Origin of the sequence: Fredinandcohnia onubensis (genome assembly GCF_002734285.1) — a bacterium.
Lineage (GTDB): Bacteria > Bacillota > Bacilli > Bacillales > Bacillaceae_L > Ferdinandcohnia > Ferdinandcohnia onubensis_A.
This window is the reverse complement of the sequence record NZ_NSEA01000001.1, coordinates 1-18,200: the sequence shown is the minus strand read 5'-3', so window position 1 is coordinate 18,200 and position 18,200 is coordinate 1. Positions and strand designations below refer to the sequence as shown.

15 protein-coding genes are annotated in these 18,200 nt (G+C 36.8%); 8 read left to right on the top strand and 7 right to left on the bottom strand.

Annotated features, from left to right (window positions below):
- Window positions 1–276: 276 nt before the first annotated feature.
- The 7 genes from rsmG to rpmH all read right to left on the bottom strand — a co-directional run bounded on the left by rsmG (window position 277) and on the right by rpmH (window position 6,783).
- A complete protein-coding gene (gene rsmG / locus CKJ95_RS00075) occupies window positions 277–993 on the bottom strand; it encodes a 16S rRNA (guanine(527)-N(7))-methyltransferase RsmG (protein ID WP_099351374.1) in 717 nt (238 codons plus the stop codon).
- Between the two features lie 15 nt (window positions 994–1,008).
- On the bottom strand, window positions 1,009–2,892 hold the full coding sequence (mnmG, locus tag CKJ95_RS00070) for a tRNA uridine-5-carboxymethylaminomethyl(34) synthesis enzyme MnmG (RefSeq protein WP_099351373.1): 1,884 nt from the start codon (window positions 2,890–2,892) through the stop codon (window positions 1,009–1,011).
- Between the two features lie 31 nt (window positions 2,893–2,923).
- A complete protein-coding gene (gene mnmE / locus CKJ95_RS00065) occupies window positions 2,924–4,300 on the bottom strand; it encodes a tRNA uridine-5-carboxymethylaminomethyl(34) synthesis GTPase MnmE (RefSeq protein WP_099351372.1) in 1,377 nt (458 codons plus the stop codon).
- A gap of 322 nt (window positions 4,301–4,622) precedes the next feature.
- Window positions 4,623–5,243, bottom strand: a complete 621-nt coding sequence (jag, locus tag CKJ95_RS00060) for an RNA-binding cell elongation regulator Jag/EloR (RefSeq protein WP_099351371.1) — start codon at window positions 5,241–5,243, stop codon at window positions 4,623–4,625.
- Window positions 5,240–6,013 (bottom strand): YidC family membrane integrase SpoIIIJ, encoded by a 774-nt coding sequence (spoIIIJ, locus tag CKJ95_RS00055; protein ID WP_099351370.1) that lies wholly within the window; start codon window positions 6,011–6,013, stop codon window positions 5,240–5,242. The genes jag and spoIIIJ overlap by 4 nt, the downstream gene beginning before the upstream one ends.
- Before the next feature lie 148 nt (window positions 6,014–6,161).
- On the bottom strand, window positions 6,162–6,509 hold the full coding sequence (rnpA, locus tag CKJ95_RS00050; RefSeq protein ID WP_099351369.1) for a ribonuclease P protein component: 348 nt from the start codon (window positions 6,507–6,509) through the stop codon (window positions 6,162–6,164).
- Window positions 6,510–6,648: 139 nt separating this feature from the next.
- Entirely contained in the window at window positions 6,649–6,783 is a 135-nt protein-coding gene (rpmH, locus tag CKJ95_RS00045) for a 50S ribosomal protein L34 (RefSeq protein WP_099351368.1), read from the bottom strand.
- A gap of 815 nt (window positions 6,784–7,598) precedes the next feature.
- On the opposite strand from rpmH, the gene dnaA reads away from it, so the two are divergent.
- The 8 genes from dnaA to CKJ95_RS00005 all read left to right on the top strand — a co-directional run bounded on the left by dnaA (window position 7,599) and on the right by CKJ95_RS00005 (window position 17,954).
- Window positions 7,599–8,945, top strand: a complete 1,347-nt coding sequence (dnaA, locus tag CKJ95_RS00040) for a chromosomal replication initiator protein DnaA (protein ID WP_099351367.1) — start codon at window positions 7,599–7,601, stop codon at window positions 8,943–8,945.
- A 254-nt stretch (window positions 8,946–9,199) separates the two neighbouring features.
- The gene (gene dnaN / locus CKJ95_RS00035; protein ID WP_099351366.1) at window positions 9,200–10,336 is read left to right on the top strand and encodes a DNA polymerase III subunit beta; all 1,137 of its coding nucleotides are present in this window, start codon (window positions 9,200–9,202) and stop codon (window positions 10,334–10,336) included.
- Between the two features lie 93 nt (window positions 10,337–10,429).
- A complete protein-coding gene (gene yaaA, locus CKJ95_RS00030; protein WP_099351365.1) occupies window positions 10,430–10,648 on the top strand; it encodes a S4 domain-containing protein YaaA in 219 nt (72 codons plus the stop codon).
- A gap of 47 nt (window positions 10,649–10,695) precedes the next feature.
- Window positions 10,696–11,814, top strand: coding sequence for a DNA replication/repair protein RecF (gene recF, locus CKJ95_RS00025; protein WP_099351364.1), 1,119 nt, complete (start codon window positions 10,696–10,698; stop codon window positions 11,812–11,814).
- A 10-nt stretch (window positions 11,815–11,824) separates the two neighbouring features.
- On the top strand, window positions 11,825–12,088 hold the full coding sequence (remB, locus tag CKJ95_RS00020) for an extracellular matrix regulator RemB (RefSeq protein WP_165918236.1): 264 nt from the start codon (window positions 11,825–11,827) through the stop codon (window positions 12,086–12,088).
- Window positions 12,089–12,154: 66 nt separating this feature from the next.
- Window positions 12,155–14,077 (top strand): DNA topoisomerase (ATP-hydrolyzing) subunit B, encoded by a 1,923-nt coding sequence (gene gyrB / locus CKJ95_RS00015; RefSeq protein WP_099351513.1) that lies wholly within the window; start codon window positions 12,155–12,157, stop codon window positions 14,075–14,077.
- A 199-nt stretch (window positions 14,078–14,276) separates the two neighbouring features.
- Entirely contained in the window at window positions 14,277–16,793 is a 2,517-nt protein-coding gene (gene gyrA, locus CKJ95_RS00010) for a DNA gyrase subunit A (RefSeq protein WP_099351362.1), read from the top strand.
- Between the two features lie 93 nt (window positions 16,794–16,886).
- Window positions 16,887–17,954 (top strand): HD-GYP domain-containing protein, encoded by a 1,068-nt coding sequence (locus CKJ95_RS00005; protein ID WP_099351361.1) that lies wholly within the window; start codon window positions 16,887–16,889, stop codon window positions 17,952–17,954.
- Window positions 17,955–18,200: the final 246 nt, after the last annotated feature.

The following is an 18,200-nucleotide window of genomic DNA, read 5'->3' as shown; positions in this document are numbered from 1 at the left end:
TTCGAGCCTGCTCGAAAAATTTCCATTGAAAAATCGTGGCATCCGCCGGAGGCTTAACTTTATTTAGCCAACGATTGAACGCCTCACGTAAATCGTTACACCGTACATACATCCCACTACTTAGATAAGTAGAAAATTCTGCTGAATAAAGTTAATAATTCTCTATTTTCTCTCTCATTCCTTCTATTATAACACGGATTTCATAAAAATCTTACTATCTTTCTACTAATTCATGATGAATCAAATGTACAATGTAAAAAAAGGTTCACCAATAGATTATTTAATTGGTGAACGATTTGGTGTTCCCGGTTTACGTGGGTATTTTTTTGGTGTTGGTTTTATCTTGTCGATTATCACGATATTTCGGTCACTTTTTTCAATCGGTAATAAAAAGTGATGTACAGCTCTCACTTGACCACCTAGTGTTGTGATGGCTTTCTTGCCATCCTCAAGTTCCTCTGCAACAGAAGCTGCCTTCATCGCAATAAATGCTCCATCTACTTTAACAAGAGGCAGGCATAATTCACTTAACACAGACATTCTAGCTACAGCTCTTGCCATCACAATATCAAAAGACTCTCTAATATCTACCTTTTGACCAAAGGTTTCAGCACGATCGTGATAGAATGTCATATTCTCCAGCTGTAATGCGCTTGAAAGCTCCTCAAGAAACGTAATTCGCTTTTGTAGTGAGTCCACTATCGAGATTTTTAAATGAGGAAAGCAAATTTTAAGTGGGATACTTGGAAATCCAGCACCTGCTCCGACATCACAAATTGAGGCTTCTTTGGAAAAATCAAAATAGAATGCAGCCGAAACAGAATCAAAAAAGTGTTTTAAATATACCTCTGGCTTTTCTGTAATCGCCGTAAGGTTCATTTTTTCATTCCATTCCACTAATAATTTGTAATACGTTTCAAACTGATTAAGTTGGGTTGGAGAAAGGGAAATCCCCTTCTCTTCCAACATAGTTTTAAATAATGAAGTGTCCATTTCATTCTCTCCTAGTTAATTTACGCGAGCAATTTTTCCTTGCTCTAGATATACGAGTAAAATGGAAATATCAGCTGGATTTACCCCTGAAATCCTTGAAGCTTGAGCAATAGATAGAGGATGTACTTCCTTTAAATTCGCTCTCGCTTCATTAGCCAAGCCAGAGATTGCATCATAATCAATGTTTTCTGGGATTTTCTTATCTTCCATTCGTTTTAGTTTGTCAACTTGCTGCAAGGATTTTTGAATATACCCTTCATACTTGATTTGAATTTCAATTTGTTCCGCAACATCAGGGTGGACCTCTTGCTCGCTTGGAGCCAATTGCCGTATATGATCATATGTCATTTCTGGGCGTTTCAGCAGATCACTTGCTAAAATTCCATCCTTCAGCTCACTTCCACCAACAGAGCGGATTAATTCTTGTACTTCGTTGGTTGGTTTGATTCTAGTCCCTTGGAGACGCTCCATTTCTTGTTGAATGGCTGTCTTTTTATTCAGGAACATTTGGTATCTTTCTTCTGGAATTAAGCCAATTTCATGACCAAGCTCTGTTAAACGTAAATCTGCATTGTCATGACGAAGGAGTAAACGATATTCAGCTCGAGATGTTAATAAACGATAAGGCTCAGCTGTACCTTTTGTTACTAAGTCATCAATAAGTACGCCAATATATGCATCTGAACGACTCAAAATAACTTCTTCTTTATCAAGGGCACGGCGTCCTGCATTAATACCTGCCATAATCCCTTGCGCTGCAGCTTCCTCATACCCAGACGTTCCATTGATTTGTCCCGCTGTATAGAGGTTTTTTATTTTTTTTGTTTCAAGTGTTGGCCAAAGCTGTGTAGGTACAATTGCATCGTATTCAATTGCATATCCTGGTCTCATCATTTGTGCATTTTCAAGTCCTGGGACAGATGCAATCAATCGATGTTGAACATCCTCAGGTAAGCTTGTAGAAAGTCCCTGTACATATACCTCCTGAGTATTTCTACCTTCTGGTTCAAGGAAGATTTGATGTCTAGGCTTATCATGGAAACGAACAACTTTATCCTCAATAGAAGGACAGTAACGTGGTCCAGTCCCTTTAATCATGCCAGAATACATCGGTGAACGATGTAGGTTTGCATCAATAATTTGATGTGTTTCTTCGCTTGTATATGTTAACCAGCATGGAAGCTGATCGGTAATGTATTTTGTCGTTTCATACGAAAATGCTCTCGGTGTTTCATCACCAGGTTGAATTTCTGTTTTACTATAGTCAATCGTATGACTATTCACCCGTGGAGGTGTTCCAGTTTTAAAACGAACTAGATTAAAACCTAACTCCTCGAGATGCTCTGATAACTTAATAGACGGTTGCTGGTTATTTGGTCCACTTGAGTACTTTAATTCACCAAGAATGATTTCACCGCGTAAAAAAGTACCTGTTGTAATGACAACTGTATTTGCACGATATTCTGCACCCGTATTTGTAATGACACCTTTACACACGTCATCCTCAACAATTAAGCGCTCAACCATCCCTTGAACGAGGGTTAAATTCTGTTCATTTTCTAATGTTTTCTTCATTTCATGCTGATAGGAAAACTTGTCTGCCTGAGCTCGTAACGCACGTACTGCAGGACCTTTTCCTGTGTTAAGCATTCGCATTTGAATATGAGTTTTATCAATATTTTTTGCCATTTCTCCGCCCAAGGCATCAATTTCACGAACGACTGTGCCTTTTGCAGGTCCACCTACTGATGGGTTACATGGCATAAACGCCACCATATCTAGGTTGATTGTTAAAACGAGTGTTTTTGCACCTAGTCGCGCTGAGGCTAAGCCCGCTTCACAGCCTGCATGCCCAGCACCGATGACGACTACATCGTAATATCCGGCATCATAGCTCAATTTAACTTCCTCCTCATCTAATTAATTCTTTCTATTTACCTAAACAAAATTGAGAGAATAGCTGATTAATTAAACTTTCATGAACAGCATCTCCGATAATTTCCCCTAATAGCTCCCAGGTTCTTGTTAAATCAATTTGAACCATATCAATTGGTAGGTCCGATTCTGTGCCTGATATGGCATCCTCAATTGACTTTTTCGCTTGTGTTAACAAAGCAATATGGCGAGAGTTAGATACATATGTTAAATCATTTGCTTCAACAGTTCCAGTAAAAAACAATGATGAAATAGCTTTTTCTAAAGCATCTACCCCTTTTTCTTCGAGTAAAGAGGTTGTAACGACTGGACTGTCTTTAGCAAGTTCCTTAACCTTCTCCATATTAATTCTTTGCATAAGATCTGTTTTATTGATAATCACAATTGTTTCCATACCTGAAATAGCTTCAAATAAGCGCTCGTCCTCTTCTGTTAGCTCATCTCCATAGTTTAAAACCAATAAAATTAGATCCGCTTTTTTCAAAACTTCTCGGGAACGTTCTACTCCAATCCGTTCAACAATATCCTCTGTTTCACGGATTCCTGCTGTATCAACAAGACGTAATGGAACACCTCGTACATTTACGTATTCCTCAATTACATCACGAGTTGTACCGGGAATGTCGGTAACAATGGCCTTATTTTCATGAACAAGGCTATTTAATAATGATGATTTCCCCACATTCGGCCTACCTATAATAACAGTAGATAAGCCTTCTCGTAAAATTTTTCCTTGGTTAGAAGTTTCTAATAACTTTATTATCTCATCGCGTACATGTCTCGCTTTCTCAAGCAATACATGATGCGTCATTTCCTCGACATCATCATATTCGGGGTAATCAATATTTACTTCAATATGGGCTAATGTTTCAAGTAATTCCTGACGTAATTGGTTAATGAGGGTCGATAATCTCCCTTCCATTTGACCAATCGCAACACTCATTGCTCGGTCAGTCTTTGCTCGGATTAAATCCATGACTGCCTCTGCTTGAGAGAGGTCAATACGTCCATTTAAAAACGCACGCTTTGTGAACTCTCCTGGTTCAGCTAGTCTTGCTCCATTCGTAAGTACAAGCTGCAGGACCCGATTAACCGATACAAGTCCCCCATGGCAGTTGATTTCAATTACATCCTCTCTTGTGAAAGTCTTTGGTTCCCTCATCAAGGTTAGCATTACTTCCTCAACGACCTGGTCTGTATCTGGATCAACGATATGTCCATAATGGATGGTATGTGAGTCAACCTCTTTTAAATTCTTCCCTTTAAATACTTGATTTGCAATTTCAATTGCTTCATCCCCGCTTAACCGAACAATTGCAATTGCTCCTTCTCCCATTGGAGTTGAAATTGCTGCTATTGTATCAAACTCCATTTCTTCACCTTCTTTATATCAACATTCCAAATGTTTCTTTGTAATTTGGCTTTTTAAAACCTGTGAATAACTATTAACATTCATTTTTTACTAGTATTACCTAATTATCCACAAGGATAACAACTCCTAGTTTTCCCAAAACAAAAACTATACTCCATTTTATCTTATCCACATGTGAATAACAATAATAGAGAATGCTCATAAACGCAATAAATTACCATCATTATTGTTATATAACAGCCTGTATATAACATTTTGATTTTCTACTTCCTCTTAAAAAATGCACAAAAAAACCTAGGCAATCGCCTAGGCTTCTTTTATTTTAATCTGCTGGTGAAATAACGATATGTCGATTTGGATCAGATCCACTTGATGATGTTTTAACCTTTTTATGAGTTGCAAGAGTTGTGTGAATGACTTTTCTCTCATAAGAAGGCATTGGTTCCAACTTTACATCTTGCTTCGTCCGGCTAACTTTATCGGCAAGTCTCTCCGCTAATTGAATCAAGGTTTCTTCACGACGGCCTCGATAGTTCTCAGCATCCACCATAATATTTAAGTATTGATCGGAATATCGATTTGCTACCAATTGTGTTAAATATTGAAGCGAATTTAAGGTTTGTCCCCTTTTTCCGATAAGAACGGCCATCTTTTCACCCGATAGTTGGAATGTAACATTCTTTCCATTCCGCGTAACATCCAATTTTGCCGGTATCCCCATAGTTAAAATGACATTTTCTAAAAACTCCTGTGTCTTTTCTACTGGATCAACTTTTACTGTTACTTTAACAACAGCTGGCTTCGTTCCAAAAATCCCAAATATCCCTTTTTTACCCTCATCGATGATTTGTATATCGGTGCGGTCTCTTGTTGTGTTAAGTTGAGCTAAAGCTGATTCTACTGCTTCATCGACGGTTTGCCCTGTAGCAGTTACTTGTTTCACTTTTTGGCTCCTCCCGCATTTCCAGATTTAGCAGCTCTAATATCTGGACCTTTTATTAAAATCGTTTGAACAATCATAAAGATATTACCTACAACCCAGTATAATGATAAGGCAGCTGGGAAGCTAATTGCAAAGACAACAATCATGATTGGCATCAACCATAACATCATCGCCATTTGCGGATTGTTTTCCATCCCCATCATTGTAATCTTTTGCTGGATAAATGTCGTTACACCAGCAACTAAAGGAAGAATATAATATGGATCTGATTCTCCAAGATCAAACCATAAGAAATTATGTTCAGCAATTTCTCTCGTTCTCATGATCGCATGGTAAAAACCAATTAAAATTGGCATTTGAATCAATAATGGGAAACATCCAGCTAATGGATTGACACCATGCTTTTGGAATAACTGCATTGTTTCCTGTTGTAGCTTTTGTTGAGTAGCTTGGTCCTTTGAGCTGTACTTTTCACGAAGTTCTTTAAGCTCAGGTTGTATGGCCTGCATTGCCTTCGAACTTTTCGTTTGTTTAATCATTAATGGTAATAATGCAAAACGAATTAAAAGTGTTACAATAATAATGGCTAACCCATAGCTATTACTTGTAAGTTCAGCAAAATATGTAATCAACCAAGATAATGGATATACAAAATATTTGTTCCAAAATCCTTCACTTTCTGCGGTAATCGGATCATTGATTTCAGTACACCCTGATAATAGTAGCGTTAACCCAATTAGCGCACTTATTAATAATATTCGCCTTTTCAACTACATTTCCTCCTAGTTCTAAATATCCTAAAGGTAAATATTTATCCATTTATTAAAAAAACATACTCATCCAAGAAAAAATCAATATGTCCCCTTGTATTCTACCATCTTTGTATGAAAATTTCTTTCTTTCCTTCGAAAAAATCTTCTACTTTTGCACTTTTTTTAACACTTTTGCCACCTTTAAAACATGAAGTAGGCTTTTCTCCACTTCAGCATAGGTCATCTCGGCAACCGGCTTCCTGGCAATGATCACATAATCCTTGATTTGGACTTGATCTTTGTGTTCAAGAAAGAATTGGCGAATTAGCCTTTTGATTCTGTTTCTAGTAACAGCGTTTCCAATTTTTTTGCTCACAGATAAGCCAATGCGAAAATGTTCGAGCTCATCCCGTTCATAAACATAAACAATAAATTGCCGATTAGCTGAAGATTTTCCTGACTTAAACACCGTTTGAAAATCTTGATTTTTTTTTATACGGTATTCTTTTTTCATCCTTTACAACTCCCGTATGACGAAACAACGTTCAATTTCTATGATCTACTACCCTTTGTTCCACTTTTCCTAGTATGGGCAATAGAAAAATTGAAATAAACCTTTTTATTGAAAAAAAGACCACTGAGCTTTCAGTGGCCTATGCTGATAATACTTTTCTTCCTTTTTGACGACGACGAGCAAGAATTTTACGTCCGTTTTTAGAACTCATGCGACTACGGAAACCGTGAACTTTGCTGTGCTTACGTTTGCTTGGTTGATATGTTCTTTTCATTTATATGACACCTCCCTGAGGAATTAACTCTCATCTTATACATCAGACAGTCTTACTAATTATATTGAAAACCTATAAAAAATGTCAACCTTATTTGAAATACTATATTTTGGATAAGGATTTTTTGTTTAGAAAAAGGGAATTATGATCTTGTACTGCTGCTTGCAAATTTCCTCACTCGTTAAATTTTTTCTCCTATTCTAATTGTCCAGCTAAAACGCCTAGAAATTCGGGAAGCTTCACCTCCTCCTTCAGAGGTAAAAAACACCACTGAGTCAGAGCCTCCAATTTTTTCGTTTCTGGGCAAGCCACTTCCACTTTTCTAATTGTGGACAACTTTTTTCGACACTTTTTTTAATCCACAACATTTATCGACAACTTTTACACATCATCTTGTGTTGTGGATAAACATTTTCCACAAGGTATAGATATTGTGGATAAGTTTTCAAAAACCATTGATTATCTAGTCATTATTTGATATTATAGTTTTGTTTTCACTCGTTATAAGTTATTAACAATTTTCTTTTATCCACAGAATGTGGATATCATGTGGACAGATTTTTGCACACTGTGAATTACAACTTGTCCACAATCAGTGGATTATGTCGAAAAGATGTTTTTCTACTATATTATATAGTTATTCACAAATTGCCAAGTATGTATATTTATAAACTTATATTCATTTACTGAAAAATAGCTGCATAAAGACTTATTTTTATACATTTGATTAATCATAATTAGTAGAAGAAATTTCAGACGTAACATCGTCTACTTACCTTGGTAAGTACAAAATAGCTAACAAAGGAGGGAGATTGTTGGAGAATATTGCAGATTTATGGGCAAAAGCGCTCCAAGAGATAGAGAAAAAATTAAGCAAGCCGAGCTTTGAGACTTGGCTAAAATCAACAAAGGCCCATGCACTACAGAACGATACACTTATTATTACTGCTCCCAATGAGTTTGCTAGAGATTGGCTAGAATCTAGATATCTGCATCTAATTGCTGAAACAATATATGATCTAACCGGTGCAGAGCTCGGAATCAAATTTATTATTCCTCAAAATCAGCTAGATGAAGAATTCGAATTGAAAACACCTGAGAAAAAGGCTACGAAAAACGATGAGCCAGCTGAAAACTCTCAAAATATGCTCAATCAAAAATACACATTTGATACATTTGTAATTGGCTCTGGGAATCGCTTTGCACATGCTGCATCCTTAGCAGTTGCAGAAGCACCAGCAAAAGCCTATAACCCACTCTTTTTATATGGTGGTGTTGGATTAGGTAAGACTCATTTAATGCATTCCATTGGTCATTATGTTCAAGAGCATAATCCAAATGCAAAGGTTGTCTACTTATCATCTGAGAAATTTACAAATGAATTCATTAACTCCATACGGGATAACAAAGCGGTTGAATTTAGAAATAAATACAGAAATGTCGATATCTTACTTATAGATGATATTCAGTTTTTAGCTGGAAAAGAATCAACTCAAGAAGAATTTTTCCATACGTTCAATACCTTGCATGAGGAAAGTAAGCAAATTGTCATTTCTAGTGATAGACCACCTAAGGAGATTCCTACTTTAGAGGATCGTCTTCGCTCCCGCTTTGAATGGGGATTGATTACCGATATTACCCCTCCAGACCTTGAAACAAGAATTGCGATTTTACGCAAAAAAGCCAAGGCAGAAGGACTTGATATTCCAAATGAAGTTATGCTATATATTGCGAACCAAATCAACACGAACATTCGTGAGCTTGAAGGTGCGCTTATTCGTATCGTTGCATATTCTTCTTTAATTAATAAAGATATAAATGCGGACCTTGCCGCAGAGGCTTTAAAAGATATCATTCCAAGTTCTAGACCAAAAGTAATTACAATTTTTGAGATTCAAAAGGTCGTTGGTCAGCACTATAGTATAAAACTTGAGGATTTCAAGGCGAAAAAGCGAACAAAATCCATTGCATTCCCTCGTCAAATTGCAATGTATTTATCAAGGGAACTAACAGATTCCTCACTGCCTAAAATTGGAGAAGAGTTTGGAGGCCGTGACCATACAACGGTCATTCATGCTCATGAAAAAATCACAAAACTATTAAATACAGACACTCAATTACAAAAACAAATAAATGAAATCATTACACAATTAAAGGGTTAAACCCCATAGATGGTTTCATCTTTTTAATTTGGACAAGTACTTGTAACGTGAATACTGTGAATAACTTCTTTGTTGTTGCGCACAGTCTGTCCACATGTGGATAGACTGTTTTCATTTGTTTCGTTGCGGTTATCCACATATTCACAGGCCCTACTAGTACTTCTACGATTTTTCTTTTAAAAAAATAAATATATATAAACTAAAAGTGTATTCACACGAAATCAAAAATAGAACTATCTTTAGGAGGATTTTTGATGAAATTTATTATTCAAAGAGACCATCTTGTTCAAAGTGTTCAAGATGTAATGAAAGCTGTATCTTCACGAACAACCATTCCGATCTTAACAGGGATTAAAATAGTTGCCACAGATGAAGGAGTAACACTTACAGGTAGTGATTCCGATGTCTCCATAGAATCATTTATTCCTAATGAAGAAGCTGGAGATGAAATTGTTGAAATTAAAGAAACTGGAAGTATTGTTTTACAAGCTCGTTTTTTTAGTGAAATTGTTAAGAAACTTCCTAAGGATACGGTAGAAATTGAAGTTCATTCCAATTTATTAACTATAATTCGTTCCGGAAAAGCTGAATTTAACTTAAATGGACTTGATGCTGAAGAATATCCACAGTTGCCTCAAATTGAAGGAAACCAAGGATTTAAAATTCCAGCTGATTTACTAAAAAATATGATTCGACAAACGGTATTTGCTGTTTCCACTTCTGAAACTCGCCCTATATTAACAGGTGTAAATTGGAAGGTTGAAAATAGTACACTCAATTGTATTGCCACAGATAGTCACCGTCTTGCGATGAGAACGGCACATATCGAAACAGAAAATGATGGATCCTATAGTGCAGTAATTCCAGGTAAAAGCTTAAATGAATTAAGTAAAATTCTTGATGATACAACAGATTTAGTTGATATTGTCATTACCGAAAACCAAGTTCTCTTTAAAACAAAACATCTTTTATTCTTCTCTCGTTTATTAGATGGTAGCTATCCAGATACGACTAGACTTATCCCAACTGATAGTAAAACTGAGGTAGTATTAGCAACGAAGGAATTTTTACAATCGATTGATCGTGCCTCTCTACTTGCAAGAGAAGCAAATAATAATGTTGTTAAATTTACAACTTTACCTGATGGAGTGGTCGAAATTTCGTCCATTTCTCCTGAAATTGGGAAAGTAAATGAAGAAATCCAAAGTAAATCCATTGAAGGTGAAGAATTAAAGATTTCTTTTAGTGCAAAATATATGATGGATGCATTAAAAGCATTGGAAAGTTCTGAAATTCGTATTAGCTTTACAGGCGCCATGAGACCGTTCTATATCAAAGCACTTGATGACGATACTGTCTTTCATTTGATTCTTCCAGTGCGCACTTATTAAGACAAAGAATGAACTACTAGGTCGTAAAAACCTAGTAGTTTTCTTTTCTAGTTGGATTTTCTTTAGTAAAATAAATAGAAAGAAGGCGAAAAAATGGCGAAAGAAATACAAATTTCGACAGACTTTATTACATTGGGACAGTTTTTAAAGCTAGCCGATATCATCCAATCAGGTGGAATGGCAAAATGGTTTCTTGGTGAACATGAAGTCTATGTAAATGGAGAGCTAGAGAATCGCCGCGGTAAAAAGCTAGTAAATAAGGATGTAGTAGACATTCCTGGCTTTGGAACGTTTGTCATATCAAATGCTTAAGCTGCGGGGGACTGCCCCTCGCGCTTGTGCGCAAAGGGTGAAGCCATTTGTTCATAGAAGAAATAGAACTGACGAATTATCGTAATTATGAAAAATTATCCATATTTTTTGAAGATAAAGTGAATGTCATTTTAGGTGAAAATGCACAGGGAAAGACAAATGTGATGGAATCTATCTATGTTTTAGCCATGGCAAAGTCACATCGGACCTCAAATGATAAAGAATTGATTCGCTGGGATGAAGAATATGCTAAAATAGAGGGTAGGGTTCAAAAACGGAACGGCCCCTTATCCTTGCAGCTCGTTATCTCTAAAAAGGGTAAAAAAGCAAAAAGTAATCATTTGGAACAGCAAAAGCTGAGCCAATATGTAGGAAATATGAACGTGGTTATGTTTGCCCCAGAAGATTTAAATCTTGTAAAGGGTAGCCCACAGATAAGAAGACGATTTATTGATATGGAAATTGGGCAAGTATCTGCAGTATATTTACATGACCTAAGTCAATATCAAAAAATCCTCCACCAGCGGAACCACTATTTAAAGCAGCTTCAAACTAAAAGACAACATGATCAAACCATGCTTGATGTACTAACTTCACAATTAATTCAAGCGGCCGTTAAAATTGTTAAAAAACGATTTGAATTCCTTGTTTTATTACAAAAATGGGCTGAACCAATTCATCATGGAATTAGTAGAGGTCTAGAAAGGCTTCAAATTGAATATAAACCTTCAATTGAGGTATTAGAAACAACGGATTTGTCGAAAATGGTAGATGTATATGACGAAAAATTTGCTAAAATAAGAGAGAGGGAAATTGAAAGAGGTGTTACATTAGCGGGGCCACATCGGGATGACCTTGCATTTTTTGTGAATGGAAAGGATGTTCAAACATTCGGATCCCAGGGCCAGCAACGTACGACCGCCCTATCCTTAAAGCTAGCAGAAATAGAATTAATTCATTCAGAGATTGGGGAATACCCAATTCTATTATTAGATGATGTTCTATCGGAACTGGATGATTTTAGACAGTCCCATTTATTAAATACAATTCAAGGTAAGGTACAAACCTTTGTTACAACAACGAGCGTTGAGGGGATCAATCATGAAACGTTAGAGCAGGCCGCAACCTATGAGGTGTCTGCAGGACTCATAAAAAAGCTTAAATGAGGTGATGAGTTTGTTCATACATTTGGGAGACAATGTAATGGTTCGTTCATCAGATGTGATTACGATATTAGATCGACAGCTTTTAAAATCCTCCTCTATCGTTAATGAATTTCTAGATGTACAAAAAGACAGAGTGGTAGAATTGTCTAATGGAAATACAAAATCAGTGGTAGTTACTGTTGATAAAGTTTATTATTCACCTTTATCCTCTAGTACATTAAAAAAACGTTCGCAACATGTTTCCGATTTTGAAACAATTTTAGATGAAATATAAGCATGAAAGAAACTCAAAACTTGTTCTTTTTTTCGTTAATATAAAGTGTAGGTGATATTGGTGGCAATGGAAGAAAAAGAATTGCAACAACAAGAATATGATGAGAATCAAATACAGGTCTTAGAAGGTTTAGAAGCAGTAAGAAAGCGTCCTGGTATGTATATTGGTTCAACTTCTGGAAAAGGTCTGCACCATCTAGTATGGGAAATTGTCGACAATAGTATTGATGAAGCATTAGCGGGTTATTGTGACGAGATTAATGTCGTCATCGAAGAAGATAATAGTATCACTGTAAAAGACAACGGACGTGGAATTCCGGTTGGTATCCATGAAAAAATGGGTCGTCCAGCCGTTGAAGTAATCATGACTGTTCTCCACGCAGGTGGGAAATTTGACGGTGGTGGCTACAAGGTTTCTGGCGGATTGCATGGCGTTGGTGCTTCTGTTGTTAACGCACTTTCTACAAAATTAGAGGTGTATGTACATCGTGATGGTAAGGTTCATCATATTGCATTTGAACGTGGTCACGTCGCTTCTGAACTAAAAGTGATTGGTGAAACTGATCATACTGGTACGATTACACATTTTAAGCCGGATGGTGAAATCTTCACGGAGACCCTTGAGTATGAATTTGATATACTTGCGACTCGACTTCGTGAGCTTGCGTTCTTAACTAGAGGCGTTAAAATCACAATCGAAGACAAACGGGAAGAAAACAAACGTAAAGAATATCATTATGAGGGTGGAATCAAGTCATACGTTGAGCACCTCAACCGTACTAAAGAAGTGATTCATGAAGAGCCAGTTTTCGTCGAAGGTGAAAAAGAAGGAATTTCAATAGAAATTGCCCTTCAATACAATGATAGCTATACAAGTAATATTTATTCTTTCGCAAATAATATCCACACATATGAAGGTGGAACACATGAATCTGGATTTAAAACAGCATTAACACGGATTATCAATGATTATGCACGTAAAAATAATATATTCAAAGATAATGATGCAAATTTAACTGGTGATGATGTTCGTGAAGGACTAACTGCAATCATCTCTGTTAAGCATCCAGATCCACAATTTGAGGGACAAACAAAAACAAAGCTCGGAAATAGTGAAGCAAGGACAGTAACTGAATCTGTCTTCTCAGAGAAATTTGAGGCTTTTCTATTAGAAAATCCGTCAGTTGCTCGTAAAGTTGTTGAAAAAGGAACAATGGCAGCTAGAGCACGAATGGCTGCGAAAAAAGCACGTGAATTAACAAGAAGAAAAAGTGCATTAGAGGTTTCAAGCTTACCAGGAAAGCTTGCTGATTGTTCATCAAAGGACCCTTCCATTAGTGAGCTTTATATTGTTGAGGGTGATTCAGCGGGTGGTTCTGCAAAACAAGGTCGCGATCGTCATTTCCAAGCGATTCTGCCACTTAGGGGAAAAATCCTAAACGTTGAGAAAGCAAGACTTGATCGAATTTTATCCAATAATGAGGTACGTTCTATGATTACTGCATTAGGAACGGGTATTGGAGAAGATTTTGATATCGCAAAGGCGCGTTATCATAAAATCGTCATCATGACAGATGCTGATGTTGACGGTGCACATATTCGGACTTTATTATTAACGTTCTTTTATCGATTTATGCGCAAGATTATCGAACATGGATTTATCTATATAGCACAACCGCCATTATATAAAATTCAACAAGGTAAACGTGTTGAATACGCATATAATGACCGCGAACTAGAGAAATACTTAGCGGAAATGCCAAGTAATCCAAAGCCTGGTATTCAACGATATAAAGGTCTTGGTGAAATGAATCCAGAACAGCTTTGGGAAACCACAATGGATCCTAACAACCGAACAATGCTCCAGGTTACCCTTCAGGATGCAATTGAGGCAGACGAAACATTCGAAATGCTGATGGGTGATAAGGTTGAACCTAGACGTAATTTCATTGAAGAGAATGCACAGTACGTGAAAAACTTGGATGTCTAACGATATTTTACAGGATAGTTTTGAAATCTAGCTCTAGGCGTTATCGTTCCGAGTCTTAAGCCCATTGCTTATGCTTGTTTTCGATAAGTGGGTGCCTTGCGCCTTTCGTTACTATCCTGTGTTTTAGTTATATATTTGAATGGGTTAAAATAAGAATCCACATTTATTTTATACCCCTGATAAAGGGAGGTTTCTTTTTATGTCTGAAAATCAAAACTCGCATATTCACGAGATAAATATTAGCCATGAAATGAGAACATCATTTCTAGATTATGCGATGAGTGTTATTGTGTCACGTGCCCTACCAGATGTTCGTGATGGTCTAAAGCCAGTTCACCGCAGGATTTTATATGCTATGAACGACTTAGGGATGACATCTGATAAAGCCTATAAGAAATCTGCTCGTATCGTAGGTGAAGTAATTGGTAAATACCACCCACACGGTGACTCTGCAGTTTACGATACGATGGTTCGTATGGCACAGGACTTTAACTACCGCTATATGCTTATTGATGGCCACGGAAACTTTGGTTCAGTAGATGGTGATGCGGCAGCAGCCATGCGTTACACGGAAGCGCGTATGTCCAAAATATCAATGGAACTTCTGCGTGATATTAACAAGGATACAATTGATTACCAAGATAACTACGATGGTTCGGAAAAAGAACCGGCTGTTCTCCCTGCTCGTTTCCCTAATCTTTTAGTAAATGGTGCAGCGGGAATCGCAGTAGGTATGGCAACGAATGTTCCACCGCATCAATTAGGTGAGGTTATTGATGGCGTACTAGCAGTAAGTAAGGATCCTGAGATAACCATTGCTGAGTTAATGGATATCATACCTGGACCAGACTTCCCTACATCTGGACATATTCTTGGTAGAAGTGGAATTAGAAAAGCTTATGAAACTGGAAAGGGCTCCATTACCCTACGTGCAAAAGTAGAAATAGAAGAGATGAAAAATGGCAAGGAAGTTATCCTTGTAACAGAACTTCCTTACCAAGTAAATAAAGCTAAATTAATTGAAAAAATTGCAGAATTAGTTCGTGATAAAAAGATTGACGGCATAACAGACCTTCGTGATGAATCAGACCGAAATGGTATGAGAATCGTGATGGAAGTAAGAAGAGATGCAAACGCGAATGTTCTTTTAAACAATTTATATAAACATACTGCATTGCAAACAACTTTTGGAATCAACATGCTAGCTCTAGTAAATGGGCATCCAAGAGTCCTAAATTTAAAGCAATGCTTACAATATTACTTAGATCATCAAGTTGTTGTAATTAAACGCAGAACAGCATTCGAGCTTCGAAAAGCTGAAGCAAGAGCTCATATTTTAGAAGGTTTACGTATTGCGTTGGATCATATTGATGAAATTATTACGTTAATTCGTGGCTCACAAAATACGGATATCGCTCGCGAAGGCTTAATGACAAGATTCAACTTATCTGAAAAACAAGCACAAGCGATTTTAGATATGCGTTTACAGCGTTTAACAGGTCTAGAACGTGATAAAATTGAAGCGGAATATCAAGAGCTTGTTGCATTAATTGCAGAATTAAAGGCAATTTTAGCAGATGAGGAAAAAGTTCTAGAAATTATTCGTGAAGAGCTATTAGAAGTTAAAGAACGTTTTAATGATACAAGACGTACTGAAATTCTAGCAGGTGGGCTTGAAATGATTGAAGATGAAGATTTAATTCCTAGAGAGAATATCATCATTACTCTCACAAACAAAGGGTATATTAAGCGTCTTCCAGTTTCAACATACCGTAGCCAAAAACGTGGTGGCCGAGGCATTCAAGGAATGGGAACAAATGAAGATGACTTCGTCGAACATCTTCTATCAACCTCAACCCATGATACAATCCTTTTCTTCACAAATAAAGGAAAGGTCTATCGTTTAAAAGGCTATGAAATCCCTGAATTCAGTAGGACAGCAAAAGGAATCCCAATTATTAACCTACTAGAAATTGATAAAGAAGAATGGATCAATGCCATTATTCCTGTATCTGAACTAGTTGATGATTGGTTCTTGTTCTTCACAACAAGAAAGGGTATTTCAAAACGAACTCCGTTATCATCATTTGCGAATATTCGTAAAGGTGGATTAATAGCTGTTGGATTGCATGAAGGTGACGAACTTATTTCTGTTCGACTAACCGACGGATCGAAAGACATTATCATTGGAACAAAGGACGGTATGCTTATTCGCTTCCCTGAGTCAGATGTAAGATCTATGGGTCGTACGGCTGCGGGAGTTAAAGGCATTAACCTTTCTGAAGGTGACGATGTAGTAGGAATGGAAATACTCGAAGACAATCTAGATGTCTTAATTGTTACTGAACATGGTTATGGCAAGCGTACCCCAGCAGGTGAGTACCGCATTCAAAGCCGTGGTGGTAAGGGACTCAAAACTGTTAATATTACCGAAAAGAACGGTAAAGTAATTGCAGTTAAAGCTGTAACAGAAGAAAATGACCTTATGCTTATTACAGCTGCAGGTGTCTTAATTAGAATGTCAATTAATGATATTTCACAAATTGGCCGTACAACCCAAGGTGTTAAGCTCATTCGACTAGACGAAAATGAGCATGTAGCAACAGTTGCAGTTGTAGAAAAGGAAGAAGTAGAGGAACTTGAGGATGAATCAGTAGAGGCTGTAGAAGAGACAGTCACTGATGAACAACCAAATAACGAAGAAGAGACTGAATAAACTTTATGATAAGAGAAATGCTGCAAGTGCAGTATTTCTCTTTTTTTGGTAAAATGGTACTAGTATTTAACGAAAGATGAGGGCGAATTAAAAATGCGTGTAAGGACAAGCCAGTTACAAGAAGGATGCATTATCTCAGATGACATCTTTTCCTTAACAAATTCACCAATTATTCCTAAAAACACAGTATTAACAAAGGAACATATACAAGTTCTTCACGTATTTTTGGTACAAGATGTACAAGTAGAAGCATTTTTAATCAACGGTGAGTCTTTCACTCCTACTGAAATAGTAGAGGAAGTAGAAGTTGTAAAAGAAGAAAGCTCGATTGCGGAGGCTTATCTCAAATCTGTAGGAGAATATAAACAACTGTTCCAAAGCTGGCAAGCAGGAGCTCTCTTAGATATCACTAAAGTACGCCAAATAATACTTCCCCTCCTAAAAAGAATACTAGAACAACCAAAGGAAATATTCTCATTATATAAATATATAAACCGAGATGACTATATGTACCATCATTCTGTCACAGTAGGGTTACTTTCAGGATTCCTAGGAAAAAAGCTGGAGTTCAACGAGGGAGATTGCAATCATCTAGCCATAGCTGGATTACTTAGTGACTGTGGAATGTCTAAAATAGACCCAAAAATTCTAACAAAGGATACATCACTTACCTATGGAGAGTATAAAGAAGTAAAAAAACACCCATTATACAGCTACCGAATCATTGAAAAGATTCCCCTTATAAAGGACAGTGTAAAATTAGCAGTTCTCCAGCATCATGAACGAATTGATGGAACAGGTTACCTACTCGGGGTTACCGGGGAGAGACTGCATCCATTTGGAAAGATTGTTGCAGTAGCCGACGTGTACTCGGCGATGACCTCAGAAAGACCATACAGTAACCGCCAGTCTCCCTTCGAAGTCCTTGAAGAGATTAGGAGCGAATCGTTCGGAAAACTCGATATAAAAGTAGTCGAAGCCTTAACAAATAGTGTTGGAATTATATCCATTGGAACAAGAGTAAAACTCTCAAATGGGCAATCTGGAGAAATTGTGTTTATTGATAAATCACAGCCCACTAGGCCATTGCTAAAAATGAATGAAAATGAATTCTTGGATTTAAAAGCTGACCGTGAAGTCTACATTGAAGAGATTATCTGATCACCTCCGAATTTGGAGGTTTATTTTTTTGCTAAAAGTGAAGTAGAAAAACATTTTTTAATTAAACACTTGATTAAAAGGACTTTTGCATATATACTTTTAAAAGTCTTATCCATTCAACATTATTATTTTAAAAAAGTAATTGACTTTAATAATGATAATGTGATATATTAATAAAGTCGCTTCGGGGCGATAGACAAGTTCTTTGAAAACTAAACATAATACAAGCGTCAACGTTTAATTCTA

What these genes read in the sequence shown, in the direction of transcription:
- rsmG (WP_099351374.1), bottom strand. Translation starts at nt 993, where the DNA reads ATGGACACTTCATTATTTAAAACTATGTTGGAAGAGAAGGGGATTTCC.
- mnmE (WP_099351372.1), bottom strand. Translation starts at nt 4,300, where the DNA reads ATGGAGTTTGATACAATAGCAGCAATTTCAACTCCAATGGGAGAAGGA.
- rnpA (WP_099351369.1), bottom strand. Translation starts at nt 6,509, where the DNA reads ATGAAAAAAGAATACCGTATAAAAAAAAATCAAGATTTTCAAACGGTG.
- rpmH (WP_099351368.1), bottom strand. Translation starts at nt 6,783, where the DNA reads ATGAAAAGAACATATCAACCAAGCAAACGTAAGCACAGCAAAGTTCAC.
- dnaN (WP_099351366.1), top strand. Translation starts at nt 9,200, where the DNA reads ATGAAATTTATTATTCAAAGAGACCATCTTGTTCAAAGTGTTCAAGAT.
- yaaA (WP_099351365.1), top strand. Translation starts at nt 10,430, where the DNA reads ATGGCGAAAGAAATACAAATTTCGACAGACTTTATTACATTGGGACAG.
- gyrB (WP_099351513.1), top strand. Translation starts at nt 12,155, where the DNA reads ATGGAAGAAAAAGAATTGCAACAACAAGAATATGATGAGAATCAAATA.
- gyrA (WP_099351362.1), top strand. Translation starts at nt 14,277, where the DNA reads ATGTCTGAAAATCAAAACTCGCATATTCACGAGATAAATATTAGCCAT.
- CKJ95_RS00005 (WP_099351361.1), top strand. Translation starts at nt 16,887, where the DNA reads ATGCGTGTAAGGACAAGCCAGTTACAAGAAGGATGCATTATCTCAGAT.